We start from the raw sequence: 21,976 nt of genomic DNA on the forward strand, positions 1-21,976 counted from the left end.
CGGTTTTGCTCAGACATTGAGAACAACCAATCCGTCCGCCGCCTTCACGCCGTGGCCCGCAGGCAGCACGAAAACCGGATTGATTTCAGCTTCAGTGAGACGGTCACCAAGTTGCGCAACCATGCGCGAGAAAGCGACGATCGTTTCCGCGAGGGCTTCGACATCGCATTTCGGACGGCCACGAAAACCGTCCAGCAACGGCCACGTGACGAGATCGCGCGCCATCGCGCGAGCCTCGGACAGGCCGAGGCTGCCTTCCGGTGGAAGAAGACGCATCGTCGTGTCCTTGAACAGTTCGGCGGAGACGCCGCCCATTCCGAGAAGGATCGCCGTCCCCAGGGGATCGCGATGCATCCCGAGAATGATTTCAACGCCGCCTGAGACCATCTCCTGAACCAGGAAGCGTTCGGCTCGCTTGCCCGTCCTGGCCTCGACCTCGTCCGCCATCGCGGTCAGGCGGTCGCCAATCGTATCCGTGGTCAGGTTGACCGCGACGCCGCCGACATCGCTCTTGTGCGCGATCTCGCGCGAGAGAATCTTGAGCACGACCCGGCCACCGAGGTCGCGCGCTGCCTGCTCCGCTTCGCTTGACGTTGCGACCACCTTCTCGACGACGGTGGGAACGCCGAAACGGGCGAACAGCGCCTTGGCCTGTGCTTCATCCAGCGATCCCGCCGGGAAGTCGCTGATATCGGCCGCCGGCTCGGTCGCGCCGGATGTCCGGACCTGTTCCGGCAATCCGGCCTGCAAGAGCCCGTCGAGCGCAGCAGCGCAGCTCTCGGCGGACGTATAGGCCGGAACGCCTCGCCGGGTGAGGACGGAGACCACGTCGGGCGCGTAGGGACTGACATAGGCAATGACGGGCTTGTCGCTCATCGGCAGGCAGTCGCGGATGGCATCGGCCATCAAAGTCGGCGATCCCACGGCCGACGAGCCGACAATGATGGTCAGCGCATCGTAGGAGGGACTTGCGAGCAGGATGCGGATTGCGGCGCGGAGGAGATCCGGCTGCAGACCGGCCAGGGTCACGTCGATCGGATTGCGATCGAGCGTGGCGTGCGATCCCGACTGAAGGCTGCGCAATTGCGCTGATGTCCCGGTGTCGGGGGCGGGTGTTGCAAAGCCGGCGACGCCGAGACTGTCTGACACGATCGTGCCGGCACCGCCGGTCGAGGTGAGGATCGCCACACGCCTACCGGACAGCTTTCGCCCCGCCGCAAGGGCCGCGGGAATGTCGAGCAGGTCATCGAACGTCCTGGCGCGGATCACGCCGAGCTGCCTGAACAAGGCATCGTACATGCGGTCGGACCCCGCAAGCGCCCCGGTGTGCGAGACGGCCGCCTTTGCGCCCGCCTCCGATCGCCCGATCTTGAAGGCGACGACGGGTTTGCCGGCGCGGCGCGCCTTCAGGACCGCCTGGCGAAAACGCGCCGGATTGCGGATCGCCTCGACATAGAGGGCAATGACCCTGGTCGCACTGTCGTCGGCGAGAAAGTCGATGAAATCCGCGAGCTCGAGATCGGCTTCGTTGCTGGTCGACACCAGCTTGGACAGCCCGACCCCGCGCGCCGCGGCGCGCGACAACAAGGCGCCGAGAATGCCCCCGCTTTGCGAGACCAATCCGATCGCGCCTGTCGGGAAGTGATCCATCGCCAGCGCGCCGGATGCCGACAGCACGATATTGTCGGTGAGATTGACGAGGCCGATCGTGTTCGGCCCGAGAAGGCGCATGGATCCGGCGGCTTCCATCAGCTGCTTCTGCCGCTCGGCGCCCTCCGCGCCGGTCTCGGTGTAGCCGCTGGCAAGAACGATCGCCGCCGCAGCACCCCGCTCGGACAATTGGCGCACCGCGATATGCGCGCGCTCCGCGCCAAGCAGGACAATGCCGACATCAGGCACGTCAGGCAGCGAAGCGATGTCGGGATAGCAGGTGAGACCGCCGATGTCCGCGACCTTCGGATTGACGGGATAGATCTTCCCCGCAAAGCCGTGCTTCCTGAGATAGGAGACCGGCCGCCCCGCCGTCTTGCTCGGGTCTGCCGACGCGCCGATGATGGCGACACTGCGCGGCCGGATCAGGCGTTCGATCGCATCCATCGCTCAATCCTTCGACGCGGATTGCGCGAGGAACGCCGTCACCGCGTCGCGATGCTCCGCGCTGGTATAACAGATGGCTTGCGCCTGGCTGCCGAGACTGAAGATGTCATGCGCGGAATGCTCGAAGGTCTCGTTCAGGATCTTCTTGCCCAGCGCCAGCGCCGTGGGCGATCCCTGAGCCAGTTCGGCTGCCCAGGCCTGCGCGGCCGTCAGCAGTTCGGCCGCGGCGACCTTGCGATCGACGATGCCGAGCGAAAGCGCTTCGTCGGCCTCGACCATGCGCCCGGTGAAGATCAGTTCCTTGGCCCTGGGAAGCCCGACACGTCGCGGCAGGAAATACAGGCCGCCGCCGTCGGGGATCAGGCCTCGCTTGATATACGACCAGGTGAATTTCGAACGTTCCGTTCCCATGACGAAGTCGCAGGCAAGCGCGGTGTCCGCGCCGAGGCCCGCCGCGGCGCCGTTGACGGCGGCAATCGTCGGTTTCGGCAGGCCGAGCAGGAACGACTGCACATGGTGCACGCCCTGCTGACGGCTCCATCCGTTGAATGCGACTTCGCCCTGCGGCGATTCGAGCCGCGGCTTCATGCCGCTGATGTCGCCGCCGGCACAGAAGGCGTTGCCGCGCCCGGTCAGCACCAGAGCCTTGATCGCCTTGTCGCGGGCGACGGTTTCGAGCGCGTTGACGAACTCGGCGCGCATCTCGTCGCTCATGGCGTTGCGCCGTTCCGGCCGGTTGAAGGCGATCGTCGCGACACCGGCTTCGACGGAAAATTCGATGAGCTGATAGGACATGGCAAGCTCCGTGGTTGGAGTCGGCTCCCGAATGCCGCTTCAAGCCGTGCCATTTCCTCAATGAGCCGTGCGCGGCCGGGCATTCTTCTTGCCCGTGCCTATATCGGCTTGCGCCATCAGGCACATCCCCCTAATTCCACTTAGTGGAAATGGCTTGGTGGGAATTCCTGGGGAGGCTGGAGATGGCGCAGGCGCGCAGATATGCGGGCGGGGTTGACGGCAACCGGTCGCTCGAACGGGGCGTCGAAATCCTCAGGGCTTTCCGGCCCGGCGTCGACACGCTGGGCAATGGCGAGATTGCGGAACGCACCGGTTTGCCGCGATCGACGGTCAGCCGGCTGACACGAACGCTGGTCAATTCCGGGATGCTCGACGAAGTCCGCGCTGAGCGAACCTATCGCCTTGCCGCATCCGTCATCAGTATCGGCCACGCGATGCGGACGGGATCACCCGTGCTCAACGCGATCGGAGCGATGATGCGGGCGGAATCTGCCAAGCGCCGGCTGAACGTGGGGCTGGCTACCGCCGATAGAACCATGATGGTGTATCTCGAATCGATCCGCTACAGCCCCCGCGCGGCGCTGCGCAACGTGGTCGCCGGGCAGCAGGTGCCGATGGAGCTGACGTCGCTCGGTCGCGCCTATCTGGCCGGCATTGCGGAAACCGAGCGCGAACGATTGCTGAAGCTGTTCAAACGACGCAGCGCTGTGGCCACGAAGGCGTTGCTTGCGGACGTCAGGACATCGATCAGCGCCGTCGAACGCGACGGCTATTGCGCGGTGTCGTGGCAGCCGGCCGTTCTTGCCGTCGCAACGCCCATCGTGCTCGACGGGCTTCCGGTCTACGCACTCAACATGAGCCTGCAAAATGTCGATCGATCCGATGCGCTGGCGAGCGAGATCGGCTCGTACCTCAACGCCTTCGCGGCCAAGTGCAAGGAGGTGCTGGCGGGCCGTTGATGAAGTGCACGTTAGCGGCCGCCCAGCGCCCGCAGCGCATTCACGATCACCGCAACGTCGATCGCCTCCTGGATCAAGGCCCCCTGGACCGGCGTCAGGTAGCCCAGCGCGGCGGCGACCATTCCGATCACCGAGAGCCCCATTCCGGCAAAGACCCCCTCCAGGGCGATGAAACGGGAACGTCGGGCGATCTCGATCGCCGGCACGATGTGGTCGAGATGATCCACCAGAATGACGACGTCGGCGGCTTCGGCGGATGCAGCGGCGCCCCTGGCTCCCATGGCCACGCCGACGTCGGCCGCGGCGAGCGCGGGCGCGTCGTTGACGCCGTCGCCAACCATCATGACGGGGCCGTTCTTCCGCTCGGAGAGCACGACCAGAACCTTCTGATCCGGCGTCAGCCCCGCACGAACCGAATCGATGTCCAGACCAGCCGTGATCGCTTCGGCCACCTCGCGGCGATCACCCGTTGCGAGAACGATTCGCTGGACTCCCAAGGTTCTCAAGCGCTGAAGAAGAGATTGTGTGCCGGACCGCAGCTCGTCGGCCAGCCTGATCTCGCCCGCCATCCGGCCGTCGATTGCAACGGCAACAGTGGCGGCGCCGGCATCCCTTGACGGCTGGACGGAATCCTCCACGGCTTGCGTCAATTTTGAGGTTACGAACCTGACACCACCGACCGCGACGGATTGCCCTTCCACCACGCCCTGGACGCCCTCGCCCGGCGTTTCGGCGACGCTGGATGGAATGGTGAGCTTGAGCTGACGGCTCTGCGCCTCGGCCACGATGGTCTGGGCGATGATGTGCTTGGAGGCCTGATCAAGCGAGGCTGCGAGGCGCAATACATCGTCGGGATCGGCATTGGCCGATACGTTGACGGCGACGACCTTCGCCCTGCCGTCGGTGAGAGTGCCGGTCTTGTCGAGGACCAGCGAATTGATGCGCGCGAGCGCTTCGATCGCCTTGCCTCCCTTGATCAGAATGCCATGTCTCGCCGCCCGGGACAGGCCGGAGACGATGGCAACCGGCACCGCGAGAATCAGCGGGCACGGCGTCGCGATGACGAGAACGGCGACCGCGCGGACCGGATCGCCGGTGAAGAACCAGGCGGCGGCCGCGATCAGCACGGTCATCGCGAGGAACACCATCGCAAAGCGATCGGCGAGCCGCGACATCGGCGCCTTGGAGCGCTGCGCGCCTTCGACCAGGCGCACGATGCCGGCATAAGTGCTTTCGGCGGCACGGCGCGATACGACGAGATCGAATGCGTCGCCGGCGTTGGTCGATCCGCTCATCGCCTCGTCGCCGGCATGTTGCTGGACCGGGATCGGTTCTCCTGTGAGCGCGGATTGATCCAGCACCGCGAGAGTGCTGGCCACCACGCCGTCGACCGGGACGACATCGCCTTGCCGGATCAACAGACGGTCGCCCGGCGCAATCAGGTCCAGCGCCACCTCTTGCAGTCCGCCGTCCCGATACTGAACGGCCGTTCGAGGCACCCGCGCCAGCAGCGCCGTCATCTCGCCGCGCGCGTGGCGTTCGGCAAAGGCTTCGAGAAATTGCCCACCGGCATACATCAGGGCGACGACGATCGCCGCCAGCTCCTCCCCCACGACGAGGGCGGCAACCATCGACAAGGCTGCAACGATATCGAGGCCGACTTCACCGCGTCGCAGGCTCGTGACGATGTCGTACACGAGCACGATCAGAACCGGAATCGTGAATATCGCCCAGACACGATCCTGCCACGCCGCCTGTCCGAGCAGCGGAATGGCAAAGCCAAAGGCAAGACCGAACGCCGGCAACACGACCAGCAGGGCCCGAACCAGGAAGCCGGCAAGCATTCAATCGACCTCGTTGCGCGATTGGAATCGGGGCCGCTCTAGACCACCGTACCAAACAGCTTCCCGATGCCTGCGGTCAGCGCCAGGGCAAACGCGCCCCAAAACGTCACCCGAATGGTAGCGCGCAAGACGTTGGCGCCGCCAGCCTTTGCGCCGATCGCTCCCAGGACGGCGAGAAAGGCCAGCGATGCCGCGGATACGACCGGCACCAGCACGTTGACCGGGGATAGGGCGACCATCAGCAATGGCATTGCGGCGCCCACCGAGAACATGGCCGCCGACGCGAGCGCGGCCTGGATGGGGCGGGCCGCGGTGACGTCCGAGATCCCCAATTCGTCGCGTGCGTGGGCCTTCAATGCGTCCTTGGCCATCAACTGCTCGGCCACCTGCCGCGCCAACGGCCCGTCGACACCGCGCTTGACGTAGATTTCGGCAAGTTCGTCGAGCTCAAACGCCGGGCTCTCGCGCAATTCCCTGGCTTCCCGTGCAAGATCGGCCTGCTCGGTGTCCGACTGCGAGCTGACGGAAACATATTCGCCGGCTGCCATCGACATGGCACCGGCCACCAATCCCGCGATCCCCGCGATCAAGACGTCGTTTCGCGTTGCAGCTGCCGCGGCAACACCGACAATCAGGCTCGCGGTGGAGATGATGCCGTCATTGGCGCCGAGAACGGCGGCTCTCAGCCACCCGATCCGATCGACCAGATGGTTTTCGGGATGCGCGCGAAGGCGGCTCATGTCGAAATAATCCCTGAAGCGCCTGGAATTCCGCCCGCGCTATCTGTCGGAGTGAGGCAGCATTCGCACGAGCGTGCGATCGCGAAATATCCAGTGATGGACCAGCGCGGCGGCAGCGTGGAAGGCTGCGAGAATCACCAGTGCATGGGCGAGAATTTCATGCACCTCCTTCACATTGTGGGCGAAGGCACGATCATTGAGCCACGGCGATGGAATCTCGGCCAGACCAAACAGCGGCAGGGCATCGCCACGCGCAAACTGAAGCACGATGCCGACGACGGGAACCGCGACCAGCAACACATAGAGGCTGTAGTGCGCGATCCGGGCGGCAGGATCCAGCCACCGTCCCATCCAGTCGCCAAATTCAGTCGCTTCCGGCGGCGGAGACGGATCAACCAACCGCCAGGTCAGGCGCGCAACGAGAAGGGCGAGCACGGCTATTCCCGCAGAAACGTGAACGAACAATCCGGAGTCACGCGGTCCACCTTTGGGCAACGCGTCGCCAAAGATCCCGAGCGCCCAGGCGAGAGCAACGAGGAACACCGTCAGCCAATGCAGCGCCTGCGCAATTGCACCATAGTTCTTCGTTGAATTGAATAGCTGCATGCGGCAACGATATTCGCGCACGGCCGGGATGCCTTGAGGTGGATCAAGCTCATCGCCACCGCGTGTCAGGGCGGTGTGAAGGCGAAGTCTTTCGGCAAAAGTGCTCCGCTGCGGCAAGGCGCGCTTTGTTCAGGCGGAGCGGCTCACGCGCGCTGCAAACGGCTTGATGCACCGTTTGCCCTTGGCGGGGCATGAGATCCTGGCGGGATTGTCGATCGTCGAGAAATGGCGCGCCCGGAACGATTCGAACGTCCGACCCTCAGATTCGTAGTCTGATGCTCTATCCAGCTGAGCTACGGGCGCGTTTTTCGCGAACAGTGCGGGCTTTAGCCCACACGCAGCCTCCGGACAGCGCCGGAGGGGTGCGAAAGAGCGCTCTGACTAACCGCTCTTGCCTCGATTGGCAAGCGCCGGGATGGGGAGATTTTGCAGGGAGATGACGGTTGCCTCGTCATTCCGGGATGGCCCGGAGGGCCAGGCCCGGAATCCATAACCGCAGCTTGTGGTTATGGATTCCGGGCTCGCGACTTCGTCGCGCCCCGGAATGACGGAAGATAGTCGGGAACGGCCCCTGAAAATGAAGACGCAACTCGGCCTCTGGCCGACCTATGCCCGCGCCCGCTCGTTGCGGATGGAGAGGAGTTCCACGGGGCGGTCGGGGATAACGATCCGGAAGGTGGCGCCAATGGTGCCTTCGACCAGATGGATGTCGCCGCCATGGGCGCGAACCAGCTCGGCGGCGATGGCGAGGCCGAGACCGCTGCCGCCGGGGCGGCCGGAGGTCTGGAACGCCTCGAACAGGTGATCCCGGGTCCGCTGGGGCACCCCGGGACCGGTGTCGGAGACTTCCAGGATGGCAACGGCGCCTTCGCGCTTGCCGGTGATCCGGATCTGCTGCGCGCTGCCCTCGCCCGACGAATGGCTCTCCAGCGCCTGCGCCGCGTTGCGAACGAGGTTGAGCAGCACGCGGAACAGCTGGTCGGGATCGGCATCGACGGCGAGCCCGCGCTCGATCGCCGCGACCCAGACGATGGCAGCATCGCTGGCCAGGCCCGCGGTCTCGCGTACCTCGAGCACGACCGGCTCGATCAAAATCATGCGGCGGTCGGGCGCCGCCTCCTGGGCGCGGCCGTAGGACAGCGTCGACTGGCAGAAGGCGATGGCGCGCTCGAGCGAACGCACCAGCTTGGGCGCAAAGCGCTGCACCCGCGGATCCGGCACGCTGGCGAGCTGGTCGGACAGAAGCTGGGCGGAGGCCAGCAGATTGCGCAGATCGTGGTTGATCTTGGACACCGCGAGGCCGAGCGCGGCGAGCCGGCTCTTCTGATGCAGCATCGACATCAGATCGCGCTGCATGTCCGACAATTCGCGCTCGGCGACGCCAATTTCGTCGCTGCGCTGGCTCGGCACGATGATGCGCGCCGAACTCTCCGGATTTTCGTGGAAACCGACCAGGCTCGCGGTCAGCCGCCGCATCGGCCGCACGAACAGGTAATGCAGCACGAGATAGACGAGCCCCGCGGTCAGGACGCCGATGATCAGGGCGACCACCACGACATTGCGGGAAAAGCGGTACATCGCCTGCCGCAGCGGCAATTCGTCGGTGACGATCTCGACGAACTGGGCATTGCCGACGCCGGGGCCGACGATCCGGATGGCCTGGTTGCCGGTCTCCAGCATCATCTGGAACGAGCCGGTGATCGCCTCCCACGCGGTCATGTCGCGCAGGTCGACATCGTGCTCGATCGCGGTCGGAAGGTTGTCGCTGGCGAGCAGCCGGCGCTGCTGGCCCATCTTGATCGCAACCGCGCGGGCATGGATGCTTTTGAGGATCTCGCGCGAAAGCGAATCGGGGACCATGCCGAGCGGGGCGGCGTCGAGCACGAGGGCTGCCGTGTTGGCGGCCGCGACCCGGTCGTTGAGCCGGTTGACCCAGAAGTTGGCGATCGCCGGTACATAGAGCAGGATCGCCGCGACCATGACCAGGGGAACGGTGAGCAGCAGCAGCTTGCCGGAGAGGCCAAGCCCGGCCGGCCCACGCGGCCGCGTCGCCGGCTGGTCCGGCTGATCCAGATCCTGGACCGGCTGGCGATCTGTCGTTGCCACGAAATTCGCCCCTGTTGGCCTTGGGTGATGGAGGATGCGACCCGCCCCGGTGTCCGGTCAAATTACGGATCGCTAATCTACCAAGGTGGGATGTAAGCGTTGATACGGCGAGTCGCCACCTCAAGGGTTAAAAACCCCACGCGAGCGGCGATATTCACCGGAATCGCGCGCTCTTGCGGCGTTGACGAAAACAAGACGCTCGCATATAAGCCGCGCAATTGTCCGCGATGACCCGGTGTGATGCCGGGAGCGGCTCTCTTGGGGCCGAAAAAGGCCCGTTTTGGGCAGCATCTTCCGGGCTTTACCATCAATTCTACAGGCAAATTGCCCGGTCAGCGGAGAAAAACCCGTGAAGCGGACTTATCAACCCAGCAAACTGGTGCGCAAGCGCCGTCACGGTTTCCGTGCCCGTCTCGCCACTGCCGGCGGCCGCAAGGTCCTCGCCGCTCGCCGCGCCCGCGGCCGCAAGCGTCTGAGCGCCTGAACCGGACCCCTTTTTGGGATTTCATCATGGATCGGCTGAGGCAGCGGGCGGATTTCCTCGCCGTTGCCAATGGCGCGCGGGTGAATAGTCCCGCGTTCGTCCTGCAAAGCATTGGCCGCGACGACGGCGGCCCGATCCGGATCGGCTTCACCGTTACCAAAAAGAACGGCAACGCCCCCCAGCGCAATCGCATCCGGCGCCGGCTTCGCGAACTGGTGAAGCGGCTCGACCCGGTGTCGATGCAGCCCCATCATGATTATGTACTGGTCGGCCGAAGGGACGCGCTCTCGCGTGACTTCGCCACCATGCTCGACGATCTCCGAACGGCGTTCACGAAGCCCTCGCGGCAGGCGCACAAGGGACGCGGTCGAAGGCCGGGTTCAAGCCCAGTTCTTTCAAGGCCAGATCCTTCAAGGCCAGATTCTGGCCCCGCTGCAGCCGCCAGCCGCAAACCCGATTGATGACGAGACACCAGTGATGACCGACAATCGCAATACCATCCTCGCCGTCATTCTATCGGGCCTGGTGCTGATCGCCTGGCAGTATTTCTACAACGTGCCGGCGATGGAGAAGCAGCGCGCCCTGCAGCAGACGCAGGGCGAGCTTCAGAAGGGCACGCCGCAGCCGACGGCGTCGGCGACACCGGGCACAGCCCCGCAGCCCGGCAGCCCGGCGCAACCGTCAGCCACGAACCAGCAAGCCCAGCCGGTCGTTGCCCGCGACACCGCGATTGCGGCTAGCCCACGCGTGAAGATCGACACGCCGCGGCTGACCGGCAGCGTCTCGCTGAAGGGCGGCCGCATCGACGACCTCGCGCTGGTGCAGTACCGCGAAACGGTCGACCCGAAATCGCCGGCGATCATCCTCTATTCGCCCTCGGGCACCGCAGAACCCTACTACGCCGAGTTCGGCTGGGTGGCGGCGACGGGCGTGACGGCCAAGATGCCGGATGCCCAGACAGTCTGGCAACAGGACGGCAGCGGCAGCCTGACGCCGACGACGCCTGCGGTGCTGAAATGGGACAATGGCGAGGGCCTCACCTTCCGCCGCACCATCGCGGTCGACGACCACTATCTCTTCACGATCAAGGACGAGGTGAGCAATGTCGGCAACGCGCCGGTCACGCTCTATCCGTTCGCGCTGATCTCCCGCCACGGCACGCCGCAGGTCTCCGGCTACTACATCCTGCATGAAGGCCTGATCGGCTATCTCGATGGCTTGCAGGAATATGCCTACAAGAAGATCGACGAGACCAAGACGGTGAACTTCAAGTCCACCAATGGCTGGCTCGGCATGACCGACAAGTACTGGGCCTCGGCGCTGCTGCCGGATACCAGTGCGCAGCTTCAGGCGCGCTTCTCGTCGAACCCCGTCGGCAACGTCCACACCTACCAGACCGACTATCTGCTCGACCCCGTCACCGTCGCGATCGGCGGCACCGCGACCGCGAATGCGCGGCTGTTCGCCGGCGCCAAGGAAGCCGGCGTCGTCGGCGTGTTCCCGTTCGCCGGCCTCGGCGGCTACAACAAGGAGCTCGGGCTGAACCATTTCGATCTGCTGATCGACTGGGGCTGGTTCTACTTCATCACCAAGCCGATGTTCCTCGGCCTCGACTTCTTCTACCGTTTCTTCGGCAATTTCGGCATCTCGATCCTGCTCGTGACCGTGATCGTGAAGCTGCTGTTCTTCCCGCTGGCCAACAAGTCCTACGCCTCGATGGCGAAGATGAAGTCGGTGCAGCCGCAGCTGGCGGCGCTGAAGGAGCGCTATCCCGACGACAAGGTGAAGCAGCAGCAGGAGATGATGGAGATCTACCGCAAGGAGAAGATCAATCCGGTCGCCGGCTGTCTTCCCGTGGTGATCCAGATCCCGGTGTTCTTCTCGCTATATAAGGTGCTGTTCGTCACCATCGAGATGCGGCACGCGCCGTTCTACGGCTGGATCAAGGATCTCTCCGCGCCGGATCCGACCAATCTGTTCACCCTGTTCGGGCTGATCCCGTTCGACCCCACGACGCTGCCGCTGTTCGGCCACTACCTCGCGCTCGGCATCTGGCCGATCATCATGGGCATCACGATGTGGTTCCAGATGAAGCTGAACCCGACGCCGCCGGATCCGACCCAGCAGATGATCTTCAACTGGATGCCGCTGATCTTCACCTTCATGCTGGCGGGCTTCCCGGCGGGCCTGGTGATCTACTGGGCCTGGAACAACACGCTCTCGGTGCTGCAGCAGAGCTTCATCATGCGCCGCAACGGCGTGAAGGTGGAGCTGTTCGACAATCTCAAGGCGACGTTCGCGAAGAAGGCGACGTAGCTTCACTCGAGCGTGCGCGCTCATGTGGGCGCAAATGCCTCCACATCGTCATGCCCGGGCTCGTCCCGCCTGCGCGGCCGTAGCCGCTTCGGCGAGGCGAAGGCCCGGGCATCCACGTTTTGGAGGGTGCCGCATCGACAGACGTGGATGGCCGGGACAAGCCCGGCCATGACGAGAGGATAGAGTGGTCGGATGAACGACGTGACCGACGACAAAGATGCGAAGCTGATCGAGGCCGGGCGAAAGCTGTTCACCCGCGACTGGCAGTTCATCTGGGCCTCGCCCTCGATCCAGACGCTGCCGCCGATGGACGGCCTGGAGATCGCCTTTGCCGGCCGCTCCAATGTCGGCAAGTCCAGCCTGATCAACGCGCTGACGGGGCGCAACGCGCTTGCGCGCACCTCGCATACGCCGGGCCGCACCCAGGAGCTGATCTTCTTCGAGGTCCCCGGGAAGAAAGACCTGCGCCTCGTCGACATGCCCGGCTATGGCTACGCCAAGGCGCCCAAGAGCCAGGTCGCGTCCTGGACCGAGCTGATCCACAAATTCCTGCTGGGACGCGCCAGCCTCGCGCGCGTCTACGTGCTGATCGACGCACGGCACGGGCTGAAGGATGTCGATCTCGAAATCCTCGGGACGCTCGACCGCTCCGCCGTCAGCTACCAGATCGTGCTGACCAAGGCCGACCAGGTGAAGGCCTCCGAGCTTCAGATCTGCATCGCCGAGACCGAGGCCGCGCTGGCCAAGCATCCGGCCGCGTTCCCGAACGTGCTTGCGACCTCGTCACGCAGCTCGACCGGCATGGCCGAACTGCGCGCGGCGATCGCCAAGCTGCTGGAGGAGCGGAGCTCGTGATGGCGCGCCTGCTGATTGGGCTTGCCGGTTTGATGGGCGCCGCCGGCGTCGCGCTGGCCGCCGCCTCCGCCCACGGCGCCGATGCCACCCGCCTCGCCTCGGCCAGCGCCATGCTGCTGTTTCATGCAACCGCCATCCTCGCCGCGGTGGCGCTGCTCGCGCGCGGACTTCTGCACGGCGGAATTGGCCTCATTGCCGCGTTCGGCTTCGTGATCGGCGCTGTGCTGTTCGCGGGCGACCTCACTTTGCGGCAATATGCCGGCCATTCGCTGTTTCCCTATGCGGCGCCGACCGGCGGAACGGTGATGATAGCGAGTTGGCTGGCGGTGACGCTGGCGGCGGTGGTGGCGAGGAAGTAGGCGCGCCGTCTTACCCTACCCTGGAGGGGGAGGGTCGGCTCACATTGAGCGCAGCGAAATGTGAGACGGGATGGGGTGACAGTCTCTCCACGGAAGCGCTGCCCGAGTGGAGAGATCACCCCACCCCGCTCGCGCTATGCGCGATCGACCCTCCCCCTCCAGGGGAGAGTAAGAGCAACACCACTTTGCGCTGCCCCCGCCAATCGGATAGAACGCGGCCCGACAGTCCCGCCAGCGAGATCCGCGACATGACCGACATCTCCCCGCTCGACCAGGCCCGTATCCTGTCCGAAGCGCTGCCGCACATGCAGCAGTATGACGAAGAAACCATCGTCATCAAATATGGCGGCCATGCCATGGGCGACGAGGAGACCGCGAAGAACTTCGCCCGCGACATCGTGCTGCTGGAGCAGACCGCGATCAATCCGGTGGTGGTGCATGGCGGCGGGCCGCAGATCGCGACCATGCTCAAGCGCCTCGGCATCGTCTCGGAATTCGCGGCGGGCTTGCGCATCACCGACGCCGCGACCATCGAGATCGTCGAGATGGTGCTGGCCGGTTCGGTCAACAAGCAGATCGTCGGCTACATCAACGAAGCCGGCGGCAAGGCCGTGGGCCTGTCGGGCAAGGACGCCAACATGGTGAAGGCGTCGAAGACGACGCGCACCATCATCGATCCGGACTCGCACATCGAGAAGGCGGTCGATCTCGGCTTCGTCGGCGACCCCGAGAAGGTCGACCTCACGCTGCTCAACCAGCTGATCGGCTATGAGCTGATCCCGGTGCTGGCGCCGCTCGCGACTTCCAAGGAAGGCCAGACGCTGAACGTCAACGCCGACACCTTTGCCGGTGCGGTGGCAGGCGCGCTGAAGGCCAAGCGTCTGCTGCTGCTCACCGACGTACCGGGCGTGCTCGACAAGTCGAAGAAGCTGATCCCGCAGCTCTCGGTGAAGGACGCCCGCAAGCTGATCGCCGACGGCACCATTTCCGGTGGCATGATCCCGAAGGTCGAGACCTGCATCTACGCGCTCGAACAGGGCGTGGAGGGCGTCGTCATCATCGACGGCAAGATGCAGCACGCGGTGCTGCTCGAGCTCTTCACCAACACGGGTACGGGAACGCTGATACACAAGTGATGAGCGAGCGGACAAAGAAAGCCGTCATGGCCGGGCTTGTCCCGGCCATCCACGATCTTTCGACCCGCACGAAGAACGTGGATGCCCGGGACTTGTCTGCCGAGACGCGCTCCGCGCTTTTGCCCGGGCATGACGAGCGGAGAACGCGGCCCCGCCGTCGCTCCACCCTCACCCGCTTCCTGATGACGCTGCCGGCGGCGGCCGTCTCATTTCTGTTTTCCGCCGCCCCCGCGCTTGCCGACCTGAAAATCTGCAACCGCATGTCCTATGTCGTCGAGGCCGCAATCGGAATCGACGACAAGGCGGCGACCGCGACGCGGGGCTGGTTCAGGATCGATCCCGCCACCTGCCGCGTGGTGGTGCAGGGCACGCTCTCCGCCGACCGCATCCTGCTCAACGCCCGCGCGCTCGGCGTCTATGGCGCCTCGCCGATCCCGCAGAGCGGCAGCGACACGCTGTGCGTGGCACAGGACAATTTCGTCATCGCCGCCGCGCGGCAATGCCGCAGCGGCCAGACCCAGGCCGCCTTCACGCAAGTGACGCCGACGCAGGGCGACGACGGCAATCTGGTGACGTATCTCGCCGAGGATTCCGAATATGACGACGAGCAGGCGCGCCTTGCCGGCATCCAGCGGCTGCTGGTGATCATCGGCTACGACGTCGGCGCGATCGACGGCGTCGACGGACCAAAGACGCAAGCCGCGCTGGCCGCTTTCCTGAAGAGCCGCGGGCTGCCGTCCGACGCGGTATCGTCGCAAAATTTCTTCAAGACCATGGTCGATGCGACGCAGACCCCGTCCGCGAGCGGCCTGACCTGGTGCAACGACACGCCGCACAAGGTGATGGCGGCGATCGCCACCGACGACGGCAAGTCCGTGACCAGCCGCGGCTGGTATCGCATCGATCCCAAGGCCTGCCTGCACCCCGACGTAACCGGCCAACCGAAACAGATCTTCAGCTTCGCCGAAGCCATCGACGCCGACAACCGCGTCATCAAGCTGAAGGACAGGCCGCTGAACTGGGGCGGCGACAGGCAGCTCTGCACCCGCGAGACCAAGTTCGAGACCAACGAGCAGACCGATTGCGGCGCGCGCGGATTCGCGGCGACGGGATTTGGCGCGGTGGATATGTCGAGCGGCGGCAAGACACTGCGGTTTGCGATGCCGTGATGGTGTTGGTGTGATGAGAGCGCTCGCGCCACATACAGCGGAGAATGAGGCTGCACGTGCACCCAACGGTTAGAGACATTTGACATGAAATCCCCCCGCGCCTTCAGCCACGTCGACACCTGGGTGTTCGACCTCGACAACACGCTCTACCCGCATCACGTCAATCTGTGGCAGCAGGTCGACGCGCGGATCGGGGAGTTCGTGTGCAACTGGCTGAACGTGAGCCGAGAGGAAGCGCGCAATATCCAGAAGGACTATTACAAGCGCTTCGGCACCACCATGCGCGGCATGATGACCCTCCACGGCGTGCGCGCCGACGACTACCTCGCCTACGTCCACAAGATCGACCACTCGCCGCTGGAGCCGAACCCGGCGCTCGGCGAAGCCATCGCAAAATTATCAGGACGGAAGCTGATCCTGACCAACGGCTCGGTCGACCATGTCGACGCGGTGCTGGCGCGGCTCGGTCTGGCCTCGCATTTCGACGGCGTGTTCGACATCATCGCCGCCGGCTTCGAGCCGAAGCCGGCGCCGCAGACCTACCGGAAATTCCTCGACGACCATGCGGTCGATCCGGCCCGCGCCGCCATGTTCGAGGACCTTGCCCGCAACCTCACCGTCCCGCACGAGCTCGGCATGACCACGGTGCTGGTGGTGCCTGACGGCACCAAGGACGTGGTGCGCGAGGACTGGGAACTGGAGGGCCGCGATGCGGCCCATGTCGACCACGTCACGGATGATCTGACGGGGTTTTTGGCGGGGTTATCCTACCCCAGATAGCGGTCATACCCCGCGAAGGCGGGGTATCCAGTAGTCACCGCCATCTCGATTCATCGCAGCCGCCGCGGCGTACTGGATCACCCGCTTTCGCGGGTGATGACACCGAACCAAGCTTGACTCTCCCCCGCCAAATCCCGAAAAAGCCACCAAATCCTTTGCAAATCCAGCCTTCCCAAGAGGAAATCCCGATGTCCCTCCAAGCCCTCGAATCCACCCTCAACAGCGCCTTCGACGCGCGTGACGGCATTTCGACCACGACCAAGGGCGAGGTGCGCGAGGCCGTGGACCAGGCGCTGGAAATTCTGGACAAGGGCGAGGCGCGCGTCGCCGAGCGCGGAGCCGACGGCAAGTGGAAGGTCAATCAATGGCTGAAGAAGGCCGTGCTGCTGTCCTTCCGCCTCAACGACATGGGCGTCATTCCCGGCGGATCCGGCAAGGCGACCTGGTGGGACAAGGTGCCCTCGAAGTTCGAAGGCTGGGGCGAGAACCGGTTTCGCGATGCCGGCTTCCGCGCGGTGCCTGGTTCGATCGTGCGCCGCTCGGCCTTCATCGCCAAGAACGTCGTGCTGATGCCGTCCTTCGTCAATCTCGGCGCCTATGTCGATGAGAGCACCATGGTCGACACCTGGGCGACCGTCGGCTCCTGCGCGCAGATCGGCAAGCGCGTGCACATTTCGGGCGGCGTCGGCATCGGCGGCGTGCTCGAGCCGTTGCAGGCCGAGCCCGTCATCATCGAGGACGATTGCTTCATCGGCGCGCGCTCCGAGGTCGCCGAAGGCGTGATCGTGCGCAAGGGGGCGGTGCTGTCCATGGGCGTGTTCCTGGGCGCCTCGACCAAGATCGTCGACCGCGAGACCGGCGAGATCTTCATGGGCGAAGTGCCTGAATATTCGGTGGTGGTGCCCGGCGCGCTGCCCGGCAAGCCCATGAAGAACGGCCAGCCCGGCCCGAGTCTGGCCTGCGCCGTCATCGTCAAGCGCGTCGACGAGCGCACGCGCGCGAAGACCAGCATCAACGAGCTGCTGCGGGATTGATCGGCGCAGCAAGCGCCATTCCCTCACCGTCACCCTGAGGTGGCCGCCTCTTCGGCGGCCCTCGAAGGGCGACGGCCCGGCTGTCGCCATATCTCGGCCGTGCATCCTTCGAGGCTCCCCGCACGGCGTGAAACGCCGCGCGGCTCGCGCCTCAGGATGACGGATTTGACAGCGCGTCGAACCCACCCTCCCTCCATCGCGACCAATTCCCGGGCGGCCACCCGCCCGGAGCCGTTCGCATGGACTGGACCTGGTATCTCTTCTGCTTCGACGGCCGTATCAACCGCGCCTTGCTGTGGCAGGCGCTGCTGATCGTCGCGCTGCTGGCGACCCTGCTCGGGATGATCGATCAGGCGATCCACGTCGCGAACGGCCAGACATCTTTCAGATATTCCCTGGAGTTCGACTTCGATTTCGGGCTCGACGACCTCTTCCGGGCGGTCGACCCCCGCGCCTATCCGCTGCTGCCGTCCGCCGACCGCCCGACCTTGATGCTGAAGGTCCTCGGCACGTCGCTGTTCTTCTGGATCTACCTCGCGACAGCGATCAAGCGGCTGCACGATCGCGACCGCAGCGGCTGGTGGATCGTCCCTTTCTTCTTCGCCCCAAGACTGCTGTTTCATTTCCGGGACCTGCTGCCCGACTCCAGCTGGTTTGCTCCGTTCGACTGGGCCGTCCACGCGCTGTGGCTGTGGGGCCTCGTCGAAATGTTCATCGTACCGGGCACCTCGGGCCACAACCGGTTCGGCGCCGATCCGCTCGCCGACGTCGCGGACGGCTCCGCATCTGCCTCGTCCTCTGCAAAAAGCTGGGACCAGCAAAGCGAGCTCGAATTCGTGCCGCCCAGCGCTAGCCCACCCGGCGGCATGCATGTTAAGCGGGGCGCATGACCGATGCTCTTTCGATTGCCCGCGATCTCATCCGCTGCCCCTCGGTAACCCCGGCCGACGCCGGCGCGCTGGGGGTGCTTGAACACGCACTGACCGCCGCCGGTTTCACGTGTCACCGCGTGACGTTCTCCGAGCCCGGCACCGCCGATGTCGACAATCTCTATGCGCGGATCGGCACTGAAGCCCCGCACATCACCTTTGCCGGCCACACCGACGTGGTGCCACCCGGCGACGAGAGCGCCTGGAGCGTCGGCGCATTCTCCGGCGAGGTGAAGGACGGCTTTCTGCACGGCCGCGGCGCGGTCGACATGAAGGGCGGCATCGCCTGCTCGGTCGCCGCGGTGCTGGAGCATCTTGCCGCGAACGATGGCAAGCCGCGCGCCGACGGAAAAGGATCGATCTCGTTCCTGATCACCGGTGACGAGGAAGACGTCTCCATCAACGGCACCATCAAGCTGCTGAAATGGGCCGCGGAGCGCGGGGAAAAATTCGATCATTGCGTGCTCGGCGAGCCCTCCAATGTCGAGACGCTCGGCGACACCATCAAGGTCGGCCGCCGTGGTTCGCAATCCGGCACGCTCGTCGTCGACGGCGTGCAGGGCCATGTCGCCTATCCGCACCGCGCTTCCAATCCGGTGCCGGATATCTCGCGCCTGATCGTTGCCATCAGCGACGAGCCGCTCGACCATGGCAGCGCGCAGTTCCAGGCCTCGAATCTCGAATTCACCTCGGTCGACGTCGGCAACAAGGCCAACAACGTCATCCCCGGCGAGGCCCGCGCCAAGTTCAACATCCGCTACAACGACAACCACACCCAGGCGAGCCTGCGCGAGCTGGTCGAGACGCGGCTGACGAAAGCCTGCGGCAACCGCATCCGCGCCCGCATCGTCTGGGAGCCGTCGAACTCCAACGTGTTCGTGACCAAGCCCGGCCCGTTCACCGAACTCGCGGTCTCCGCGATCGAGGAGGTGACGGGCCGCAAGCCGGAGCTGTCGACCTCGGGCGGCACCTCGGACGCGCGCTTCATCTCCAGCTATTGCCCGGTGATCGAGTTCGGCCTGGTGGGGCAGACCATGCACCAGGTCGACGAGCGCGTGCCGGTGAAGGATCTGGAGAAGCTGACGCAGGTGTATTGCGGGATACTGACGCGGTATTTTGGGTAGGCGCGACTGCCGCCACAAACACAGCTGTCATCGCCCGACTTGATCGGGCGATCCAGTATTCCAGAGACGGCAGTGATTGAGCCGAGAGCCCGCGGCGTACTGGATGCCCCGGTCAAGCCGGAGCATGACAGCGGTGGGTGCGGCCAGAGCACGCGCTCTCAGCCCCTCGGCCCCTCTAATAATCCACCTGCACCAGGTACAGCCCGTCCGGCGGAGCGACGATGCCGCAGGCGGCGCGGTTGCGGGCTGCCAGTGCTGCGGAGAGATCGTCCGCGGTCCAGCGTCCCTCGCCGACCCACACCAGCGATCCCACCATCGAGCGCACCTGGCTGTGCAGGAACGACCGCGCCGAGGTGATGATGGTGATCTCGCGCCCGTCGCGCAGCACGTCGAGCTGGTCGAGCGTCTTCTCCGGCGATTTGGCCTGGCACTCGGTATCGCGAAAGGTCGTGAAATCGTGCCTGCCGAGCAGGCGTTGTGCCGCCGCATGCATCGCGTCGGTATCGAGCTTGCGCGGCACGCGCCAGGCGTGGCCGATGTCGAGCGCGAGATTGGCGCGGGTGTTGACGATGCGGTAGCGGTAGTGGCGCTTGATGGCCGAGAAGCGCGCCTCGAAGCTGTCAGGCACGATCTCGGCCTCCAGCACCGCGATCGGATGCGGGCGCAGATGGGCGTTGAGACCATCGCGAAAACGGCCGGGCGGAAACTGCTTCTCGATGTCGACATGCGCGACCTGGCCGCGCGCATGCACGCCGGCATCGGTGCGGCCGGCACCGTGCACGCGCAGATCCGCACCGGTCATCGCCTTCACCGCCGCCTCCAGCGCGCCCTGCACCGACGGCAGCGTGTCCTGCACCTGCCAGCCGAAGAACGGCGCGCCGTCATATTCGATGGTGAGCTTGTAGCGGGGCATCAGTGTCCAGTTCCGCTGTCATCGCCCGGCTTGACCGGGCGATCCAGTACTCCGAGACACCTCTATTCGGCCGAGAAGCCTCAGCGTACTGGATACCCCGCCTTCGCGGGGTATGACAGTGTCAGTTGAATTTGGCGCCTGCGTTCAGCGGCACGCCGCGCAGGAAGTCTGTGGCCTGCATCCGCGCCTTGCCCTCGCGTTGGAGTTCGAGGATGCGAATCGCACCCTCGCCGCAGGCGATGGCGAGCTGGTCGTCGAGCACATCGCCGGGCGCGCCCGAACCTTTCGCCAACTCGCAGCGCAGGATCTTGATACGCGCGTTCTCGCTGACGCCCGCGAGCTCGGCCCAGGCGCCGGGAAACGGCGACAGGCCGTGGATGTGGCGCAGCACGGCGTGCGCCGGCCTGGTCCAGTCGATCCGCGCTTCGGCCTTGTCGATCTTGGCGGCATAGGTGACGCCGTCTTCGCTCTGCTTCCTGAGCTGGAGGCCGCCGCGTGCGAGCGCGGCCATCGCCCGCACCATCAGATCGGCGCCGAGGCGCGAGAGGCGATCATGCAGATCGGCCGCGGTCATGCTGTCGGTGATGGCAAGGCGTTCGGCCATGGCGACGTCGCCGGTGTCGAGTCCGACATCCATCTTCATCACCATTACGCCGCTCTCGGCGTCGCCGGCCATGATGGCGCGGTTGATGGGCGCGGCACCGCGCCAGCGCGGCAGCAGCGAGGCGTGCAGATTGTAGCAGCCGAGTTTTGGCGCATCGAGGATCGCTTGCGGCAGGATCATGCCATAGGCGACGACGACGGCCGCATCGGCATCGAAGGCTCTGAATTCGTCGAGCGCTTCCGGCGTCTTCAGCGTCTTCGGCGTCAGCACGGGGATGCCGAGTCTTCGCGCAGCTTGTTCAACGGGGGTCGGCTGCAATTGCAGGCCACGCCGTCCGCCCGGCTTCGGCGCGCGGGTATACACAGCCACGATCTCGTGGCCGTGCCCGACCAGTTCGAGCAGCGTCGGCACGGAGAAATCGGGCGTGCCCATGAAGATGAGGCGGAGAGGCATGGAGCTGCGTTCAGTGAGAGTTCTGGTTCTCCGTCATGCCCGGGCTTGTCCCGGGCATCCACGGTCTTGGCGACAAAGCAAGCAAGGCGTGGATGACCGGGTCAAGCACGGCCATGACGAGTGAGAGAGCCGAACCCTGCTCACTCCGCGCGCTTAGCGGCTTTCTCGAACTTCTTGATGACGCGGTCGCGCTTGAGCTTCGACAGATAGTCGACGAACAAGACCCCGTTGAGATGGTCGATCTCGTGCTGGATGCAGGTGGCACAGAGGCCTTCGGCATCCTCCTCGTGCACCTTGCCGTCGAGATCGGTGAAACGCACGCGCACCTTCGCGGGCCGTTCGACCTCCTCGTAATATTCGGGGATCGACAGGCAGCCTTCCTCGTAGACCGAGAGTTCCTCGGACGAGGCGATGACCTCCGGATTGATGAAGACGCGCGGCTCCGGCTTGGTCTCGCCGTTCTCGTCGCGCTTGGCGAGGTCCATGGTGATCAGCCGCAAAGGCTGCGCGATCTGGATCGCCGCCAGCCCGATGCCGGGCGCGTCGTACATGGTCTCGAACATGTCGTCGGCAAGCTTGCGGATCTCGGCCGTGACCTTCTCGATCGGCTTGGAGACCAGACGCAACTGCTTGTCGGGCAGGATGATGATTTCTCTAAGGGCCATGGCGGCGA

The 21,976-nt window shown here is 65.1% G+C and carries 21 protein-coding genes and 1 tRNA gene; 12 read left to right on the forward strand and 10 right to left on the reverse strand.

Features of this window, described 5'->3' with window-relative positions; all coding sequences use genetic code 11:
• Positions 1-9: 9 nt before the first annotated feature.
• Both F8237_RS12370 and F8237_RS12375 read right to left on the reverse strand, forming a co-directional pair.
• Positions 10-2,097: an acetate--CoA ligase family protein gene (locus F8237_RS12370; protein WP_151645010.1), complete on the reverse strand. Its 2,088-nt coding sequence runs from the start codon at positions 2,095-2,097 to the stop codon at positions 10-12.
• Between the two features lie 3 nt (positions 2,098-2,100).
• Entirely contained in the window at positions 2,101-2,892 is a 792-nt protein-coding gene (locus F8237_RS12375; protein ID WP_151645012.1) for an enoyl-CoA hydratase/isomerase family protein, read from the reverse strand.
• 182 nt (positions 2,893-3,074) lie between these two features.
• On the opposite strand from F8237_RS12375, the gene F8237_RS12380 reads away from it, so the two are divergent.
• Complete coding sequence (locus tag F8237_RS12380) at positions 3,075-3,851, forward strand: IclR family transcriptional regulator (protein WP_151645014.1); 777 nt, start codon at positions 3,075-3,077, stop codon at positions 3,849-3,851.
• Positions 3,852-3,862: 11 nt separating this feature from the next.
• On the opposite strand, the gene F8237_RS12385 is transcribed toward F8237_RS12380, so the two are convergent.
• The 5 genes from F8237_RS12385 to F8237_RS12405 all read right to left on the reverse strand — a co-directional run bounded on the left by F8237_RS12385 (position 3,863) and on the right by F8237_RS12405 (position 9,147).
• A complete protein-coding gene (locus F8237_RS12385) occupies positions 3,863-5,695 on the reverse strand; it encodes a heavy metal translocating P-type ATPase (protein ID WP_151645016.1) in 1,833 nt (610 codons plus the stop codon).
• A gap of 38 nt (positions 5,696-5,733) precedes the next feature.
• Positions 5,734-6,435, reverse strand: a complete 702-nt coding sequence (locus tag F8237_RS12390) for a VIT1/CCC1 transporter family protein (protein ID WP_151645018.1) — start codon at positions 6,433-6,435, stop codon at positions 5,734-5,736.
• Between the two features lie 39 nt (positions 6,436-6,474).
• Positions 6,475-7,041 carry a cytochrome b gene (locus F8237_RS12395; protein ID WP_151650530.1) on the reverse strand — a complete coding sequence of 189 codons (567 nt, stop codon included), beginning with the start codon at positions 7,039-7,041 and terminating at the stop codon, positions 6,475-6,477.
• A 226-nt stretch (positions 7,042-7,267) separates the two neighbouring features.
• Positions 7,268-7,344: transfer RNA gene (locus F8237_RS12400), tRNA-Arg, on the reverse strand.
• Positions 7,345-7,647: 303 nt separating this feature from the next.
• Positions 7,648-9,147, reverse strand: a complete 1,500-nt coding sequence (locus F8237_RS12405; protein ID WP_201280192.1) for a sensor histidine kinase — start codon at positions 9,145-9,147, stop codon at positions 7,648-7,650.
• Between the two features lie 349 nt (positions 9,148-9,496).
• Between F8237_RS12405 and rpmH the strand changes: the two genes are divergently transcribed.
• The 11 genes from rpmH to dapE all read left to right on the forward strand — a co-directional run bounded on the left by rpmH (position 9,497) and on the right by dapE (position 19,333).
• Positions 9,497-9,631, forward strand: coding sequence for a 50S ribosomal protein L34 (gene rpmH / locus F8237_RS12410; RefSeq protein ID WP_008542748.1), 135 nt, complete (start codon positions 9,497-9,499; stop codon positions 9,629-9,631).
• A gap of 26 nt (positions 9,632-9,657) precedes the next feature.
• Complete coding sequence (gene rnpA / locus F8237_RS12415) at positions 9,658-10,092, forward strand: ribonuclease P protein component (protein ID WP_151645020.1); 435 nt, start codon at positions 9,658-9,660, stop codon at positions 10,090-10,092.
• A 16-nt stretch (positions 10,093-10,108) separates the two neighbouring features.
• Positions 10,109-11,947 (forward strand): membrane protein insertase YidC, encoded by a 1,839-nt coding sequence (yidC, locus tag F8237_RS12420; RefSeq protein WP_162006012.1) that lies wholly within the window; start codon positions 10,109-10,111, stop codon positions 11,945-11,947.
• Positions 11,948-12,148: 201 nt separating this feature from the next.
• Complete coding sequence (gene yihA, locus F8237_RS12425) at positions 12,149-12,802, forward strand: ribosome biogenesis GTP-binding protein YihA/YsxC (RefSeq protein ID WP_151645024.1); 654 nt, start codon at positions 12,149-12,151, stop codon at positions 12,800-12,802.
• A complete protein-coding gene (locus F8237_RS12430; protein WP_162006013.1) occupies positions 12,802-13,161 on the forward strand; it encodes a DUF423 domain-containing protein in 360 nt (119 codons plus the stop codon). The genes yihA and F8237_RS12430 overlap by 1 nt, the downstream gene beginning before the upstream one ends.
• A gap of 248 nt (positions 13,162-13,409) precedes the next feature.
• Positions 13,410-14,297, forward strand: coding sequence for an acetylglutamate kinase (gene argB, locus F8237_RS12435; protein WP_015689065.1), 888 nt, complete (start codon positions 13,410-13,412; stop codon positions 14,295-14,297).
• A gap of 182 nt (positions 14,298-14,479) precedes the next feature.
• Positions 14,480-15,466, forward strand: a complete 987-nt coding sequence (locus F8237_RS12445; RefSeq protein ID WP_151645030.1) for a DUF1036 domain-containing protein — start codon at positions 14,480-14,482, stop codon at positions 15,464-15,466.
• A gap of 84 nt (positions 15,467-15,550) precedes the next feature.
• Positions 15,551-16,246: a pyrimidine 5'-nucleotidase gene (locus tag F8237_RS12450; RefSeq protein ID WP_151645032.1), complete on the forward strand. Its 696-nt coding sequence runs from the start codon at positions 15,551-15,553 to the stop codon at positions 16,244-16,246.
• Between the two features lie 188 nt (positions 16,247-16,434).
• The gene (dapD, locus tag F8237_RS12455; RefSeq protein WP_151645034.1) at positions 16,435-17,280 is read left to right on the forward strand and encodes a 2,3,4,5-tetrahydropyridine-2,6-dicarboxylate N-succinyltransferase; all 846 of its coding nucleotides are present in this window, start codon (positions 16,435-16,437) and stop codon (positions 17,278-17,280) included.
• Between the two features lie 239 nt (positions 17,281-17,519).
• Complete coding sequence (locus F8237_RS12465; RefSeq protein ID WP_151645036.1) at positions 17,520-18,170, forward strand: DUF805 domain-containing protein; 651 nt, start codon at positions 17,520-17,522, stop codon at positions 18,168-18,170.
• Positions 18,167-19,333, forward strand: a complete 1,167-nt coding sequence (dapE, locus tag F8237_RS12470; RefSeq protein ID WP_151645038.1) for a succinyl-diaminopimelate desuccinylase — start codon at positions 18,167-18,169, stop codon at positions 19,331-19,333. The genes F8237_RS12465 and dapE overlap by 4 nt, the downstream gene beginning before the upstream one ends.
• Positions 19,334-19,508: 175 nt before the next feature.
• On the opposite strand, the gene truA is transcribed toward dapE, so the two are convergent.
• The 3 genes from truA to def form a co-directional block, all read right to left on the reverse strand.
• A complete protein-coding gene (gene truA, locus F8237_RS12475) occupies positions 19,509-20,246 on the reverse strand; it encodes a tRNA pseudouridine(38-40) synthase TruA (protein WP_151645040.1) in 738 nt (245 codons plus the stop codon).
• Positions 20,247-20,367: 121 nt separating this feature from the next.
• Entirely contained in the window at positions 20,368-21,303 is a 936-nt protein-coding gene (fmt, locus tag F8237_RS12480; RefSeq protein ID WP_151645042.1) for a methionyl-tRNA formyltransferase, read from the reverse strand.
• A 140-nt stretch (positions 21,304-21,443) separates the two neighbouring features.
• Complete coding sequence (gene def, locus F8237_RS12485) at positions 21,444-21,968, reverse strand: peptide deformylase (protein ID WP_151645044.1); 525 nt, start codon at positions 21,966-21,968, stop codon at positions 21,444-21,446.
• Between the last annotated feature and the right edge of the window lie 8 nt (positions 21,969-21,976).

Source organism: Bradyrhizobium betae (assembly GCF_008932115.1).
GTDB classification, from domain to species: Bacteria; Pseudomonadota; Alphaproteobacteria; order Rhizobiales; family Xanthobacteraceae; genus Bradyrhizobium; species Bradyrhizobium betae.